Here is a 4,428-nt window from a genome sequence, read left to right on the forward strand (position 1 = left end):
GCCGCTGACTTGCCCACGGCCTCGGCAATCTCCTCGTAGGCACGTCGAAAACCTCCCGTAGTACGAAGACCGCCCGCTCCACAGGGGTGAGGGATTCGAGAACCGTGAGCATGGCGATCGAGACGCTTTCGGCCAGTTCCACGTCCTCGGCGACATCCGGCACGGTGAGCAGGGGCTCGGGCAGCCATTCCCCGACGTAATCCTCCCGCCGTCGTGACAGCGTGCGGAGGCGGTTGAGCGCCTGGCGGGTGACGATACGGACGAAATAGGCCCGCGGGTCACGCACCTCCACGCGGGCTCCGGCGCCCAGGTCAGACCACCGCAGCCAGGCCTCCTGCACCACGTCCTCGGCATCGGCGGCGGAGCCGAGCATTTCGTAGGCGACGGTGAAGAGCAGGCTGCGATGAGTGACGAAAAGGTCCAAGCTGTCGGCGGCGCCGGAGCTGCTCATGCCCGCCACGCTACCGCGCGCCGCTTCGTGCCGCGAGCGGCTTCAAGCCACAGGCATCCGCGAAACCCTCGGACTCAATGCCCAGGGCGACGTTGCCGCGGGTGGTGAGGTTGGCAAAGCCGATAACGCTGGTCAGCTCAACCAGGGCCGGTGAGCCGAGCTGCTCCAGCAGCCGGGCAGCGAGCTCGTCAGTGACCGTTACGGGGGTCGTACTCATCGCTTCGGCATATTCCAGCACGTCCCGCTCCAGGGGCGTGAAGACCCCGGAATCACGCCAGCGCGGGATCTGCTGTGCCTTTTCCAGGTCGAGGCCGTGGTTGTGGGCCATGAAGTAGTTGTAGTCCAGGCACCACGTACAACCGATGAGTGAGGCCACGGCCATGTGCGCATAGGACTTCAGCGACTCGTCACACCTGTTCCACTTCTGCAGCTTCTGTCCGAAGCCCATGGATGCCTTGAGAACGGGCTGGTTGTGCCACATGACGCCCAACGATTCCGGGACTTTGCCAAACATCTTCGCGCTGAATTTCTTGATGAGTGCGCCGTAGAAACCGGTGATCTCTGCGGCCGGGATCCTGCTGGTCATGACTCCTCCTGCGGGTCTGTTCTGGGTCCTACGACATGAAGACACCGCCCGCGCCCGATCTGTGACAGCGACGCCGTGAAGCCAGAGGGCGGCGTCCACCTGATCTGATAACTGTCCCCGCCCGCGTAGCCTAGGGCTAACGATTATTGGGGGGAACCAGTGAATTTAAGTCCAGCCTTCAGTGTTATTGGGGTTCTGTACGCGATCGTCACGTTCGTGCTGGCCGGACTGGCGGTGTACGCCCTGGCCCTCGTCATTGTTTTCCTTCGGCTGCGGATCGCCGAGCTGAAGCAGGCGGCACGGCGCAAAGACGATCCCCTGCGGTGATGACTCGAGCAAGCGAATGACCCGGTCAGATGCATGTCTGGGCACCCTGACCCGACTCAGATTTTCCTGCCTGCCATTCGTTACCTCGTCGCGTAGAAGGCGACAGCCGACGACGCAGCAACGTTCAGCGAGTCGACGCCGTTCATCATCGGAATCGTCACGCGGGCATCAAGTAGTTGATCTGTCTCGGGCTTCAGCCCGTCGCCTTCGGTTCCGAAAACCAGCACCAGGTTTTGATGATCCTGGGCCACCAGCTCATCCAGAGTGATGGCTCCCTCCCCCAGGGACATGCCTGCCACGAAGTAGCCCGCCTCTTTCAGCTGTTCGATGCTAGCTGGCCACGGGTCGACCCTTGTCCACGGCACCTGAAAAACTGTGCCCATGCTGACCCTGATCGAGCGCCGGTACAACGGATCGGCACACTGAGGTGACACCAGCACGGCGTCGACGCCAATGGCCGCGGCTGACCTGAACACGGCTCCGACATTTGTATGGTCGGTAAGGTCCTCAAGCACTGCGATCCTTGATCGCCCTCGTGCACGAACGCAATCGGCGAGAAGTTCCTCGAGGGGCACCGGTGCGGGGCGATGCATGGCCGCCATGGCACCGCGGTGCAGGTGGAATCCAGTGATTTCCTCAAGCAGCGAAGCTTTGCCGATGTAGACCGGGACCTCCGGGAACTGTTGGAAGACGTCGTCGAGGTCTTCCAACCATTTCTCCGCCAGGAAGAAGGAACGGGGTTGGTGCCCGGCCGCGAGGGCGCGTCGCAGGACCCGTGACGACTCTGCGATGTACATGCCCTCCGCGGGCTCGCGGAGCTTGCGGAGGTGGACATCCGTCAGTTGTGTGTAGTCGGCAACGCGCGGGTCGTCTGCCGTTTCGAGATAGTGAAAAGTCACGGGGGGTTCCTATTTCAGCAGGTTGGCGATCATGAAGCCGAGTGCCACGATGCCGAGCGCGAAGATCACGATGCGCAGCGCGAGGGGCTTCAAACGCCGTCCCACTTTGGAGCCCACCAGACCGCCGATCAACGAACTGACCGCGATGACTGCCACCACCGGCCATTCGATCCGGCCAAAGGCAAACAAGAGGTAGGAGCAGGCTGCCACTACGTTGACGGCCAGCACCAGGATGTTCTTCATCGCGTTGGCGTTCTGGATGGTGCCGGTCATGAAGACACCCAGAATGCCAACGAGCAGGATGCCTTGGGCTGCGACAAAGTAGCCGCCGTAGACCCCCGCGAGGTACACCAACACCACCAGGATCACGGTGTGCCGCTTGTCGTGGATGGCGTGCTCCGGGTTGCCGGCCCGGTCCTGGACCCACCGTTGGAGTTTCGGCTGGAAGAGCACCATGAGCAGCGCGACCACGATCAGGATGGGAGCGGCGTAGTAGAAGACCTTTTCCGGAAGGTGCAGCAGCAGCCAAGCACCCGTGATGCCGCCAAGCAGCGACGCCGGCAAGAGCCTGAGCAGTTGCCGGCCCCTGCCCCTGAGTTCGTGTCGGTAGCCCCAGGCCCCTGTCACGTTGCCGGCCACAAGCCCCATGGCGTTGCTGATGGTCGCCGTGACGGGCGCGTAGCCCAGGGCGATGAGGACCGGGAACGTCACCAGGGTGCCGGAGCCGACAACGCTGTTGATGGTTCCGGCCCACAAACCCGCGAAAAAGATCAGGATGCCGCTAAGGATCTCCACTGCTTCTCGCTGCCCCGGCCTAGCGGCGGGCGGTGGCCGTGTAGCGGCCGGAGTTTTCGGTCACATCCAGGGGCAGGCCGAAGGTGTTGCTGAGGTGTTCCGCGGTCAGGACTTCCTCGATGGGTCCTGCGGCAACCACCCCGCCGTCGCGAAGCAGCATGGCGTGGGTGAATCCCGGAGGAACTTCTTCAAGGTGGTGCGTCACGAGGACCATGGCGGGGGCGTCCTCGTCACGGGCGAGTTCACCGAGTTTGTGGACGAGCTCTTCGCGTCCGCCGAGGTCCAGGCCGGCGGCCGGCTCGTCGAGGAGGAGCAGCTCCGGGTCGGTCATGAGGGCCCGGGCGATCTGCACGCGCTTGCGCTCGCCTTCGGAAAGCGAGGAGAAGGAGCGGTTCAGCAGCGGACCCATGCCCCATTCGTTGAGAAGGCCGAAGGCCCGGCGCTCGTCGTCGCGCTCGTATCCCTCACGCCAGCGGCCGGTCACACCGTAGGCTGCGGTGACCACGACGTTCAACACGTTTTCCTGTTCCGGGATCTGGGTAGCCAGGGCCGCCGAGGAAAGGCCGATCCGCGGACGGAGCTCGAACACGTCCACCCGGCCTAGCGTCTCGTCCAGGATCCCGGCCTTCCCGCTGGTGGGATGCATCCGGGCTGCGGCGATCTGGAGCAGAGTGGTCTTTCCGGCACCGTTGGGACCGAGGATGACCCAGCGTTCGCCTTCATTGACCTGCCAGTCAACCTTGTCCAGCAGGGTCTTGGTACCTCGGACAACGCTGACGGAAGCCAATTCAAGAACATCACTCATAGGAGTAGACACTAGGACAAAAATAGGGGCGATGGATAACTGGAACTTCGGTCACATGGTTTGCGCGACGACGTGGATGAAACACGAGTTCGGGCGGCGGTTCCCCGCTCGCTAAGATTGCAGCCATGAGTTCGAACTTGACCGCGGTCAGCTATGGCGTGAATTTGTCCCTTTCGGAGCTTGAACACCTGCGCAAGGTCTTGTCCGGATCGGGGGCTACCTTCACGTCGGAGTCGCGTTCGGGCGACGAGCGCTTCGGGGTCTACACCATGGGCCTGGCCGTTGACGGGGCTACTGACACCGACTTGTCAGGCCTCCGGCGCAGGGTCGCCGAGGCCTCCGCACCGGGCATGGACACCGCGATTGTCGCCGACGCGCTGCGTGACGCTTCGCGCAAGCTGCTGATCATGGATGTGGACTCCACCTTGATCCAGCAGGAAGTGATCGAACTGCTTGCCGCGCACGCCGGCAAACGCGAGGAAGTAGCGGCCGTGACCGAGGCTGCGATGCGCGGCGAACTGGACTTCGCGCAAAGCCTCCACGCCCGGGTGGCGGTCCTCGCAGG

5 protein-coding genes and 2 pseudogenes are annotated in these 4,428 nt (G+C 63.3%); 2 read left to right on the forward strand and 5 right to left on the reverse strand.

The genetic code is table 11. The annotated features are described in order from the left end of the window. Together AHiyo1_RS16355 and AHiyo1_RS16360 are read right to left on the reverse strand one after the other, a co-directional pair. Positions 1-451: pseudogene (locus AHiyo1_RS16355) on the reverse strand (sigma-70 family RNA polymerase sigma factor); the annotation flags it as partial. 10 nt (positions 452-461) lie between these two features. Further along, positions 462-1,037, reverse strand: coding sequence for a carboxymuconolactone decarboxylase family protein (locus AHiyo1_RS16360; protein ID WP_059389252.1), 576 nt, complete (start codon positions 1,035-1,037; stop codon positions 462-464). Positions 1,038-1,196: 159 nt separating this feature from the next. Between AHiyo1_RS16360 and AHiyo1_RS24865 the strand changes: the two genes are divergently transcribed. Continuing rightward, positions 1,197-1,364 (forward strand): hypothetical protein, encoded by a 168-nt coding sequence (locus tag AHiyo1_RS24865; RefSeq protein ID WP_172465616.1) that lies wholly within the window; start codon positions 1,197-1,199, stop codon positions 1,362-1,364. Positions 1,365-1,444: 80 nt separating this feature from the next. Here AHiyo1_RS24865 and AHiyo1_RS16365 read toward each other — a convergent pair whose 3' ends face one another. From AHiyo1_RS16365 to AHiyo1_RS16375, 3 genes are read right to left on the reverse strand one after another with little or no spacing between them, the layout of a single operon-like run. Beyond that, the gene (locus AHiyo1_RS16365) at positions 1,445-2,263 is read right to left on the reverse strand and encodes a TrmH family RNA methyltransferase (RefSeq protein WP_059389253.1); all 819 of its coding nucleotides are present in this window, start codon (positions 2,261-2,263) and stop codon (positions 1,445-1,447) included. A 9-nt stretch (positions 2,264-2,272) separates the two neighbouring features. Continuing rightward, on the reverse strand, positions 2,273-3,058 hold the full coding sequence (locus AHiyo1_RS16370) for a sulfite exporter TauE/SafE family protein (protein WP_059389254.1): 786 nt from the start codon (positions 3,056-3,058) through the stop codon (positions 2,273-2,275). Positions 3,059-3,077: 19 nt separating this feature from the next. Beyond that, positions 3,078-3,863, reverse strand: coding sequence for an ABC transporter ATP-binding protein (locus tag AHiyo1_RS16375; RefSeq protein WP_059389255.1), 786 nt, complete (start codon positions 3,861-3,863; stop codon positions 3,078-3,080). 125 nt (positions 3,864-3,988) lie between these two features. Between AHiyo1_RS16375 and AHiyo1_RS16380 the strand changes: the two are divergent. Beyond that, positions 3,989-4,428: pseudogene (locus tag AHiyo1_RS16380) on the forward strand (phosphoserine phosphatase SerB); the annotation flags it as partial.

The organism is Arthrobacter sp. Hiyo1, from assembly GCF_001263615.2.
Lineage (GTDB): Bacteria > Actinomycetota > Actinomycetes > Actinomycetales > Micrococcaceae > Arthrobacter.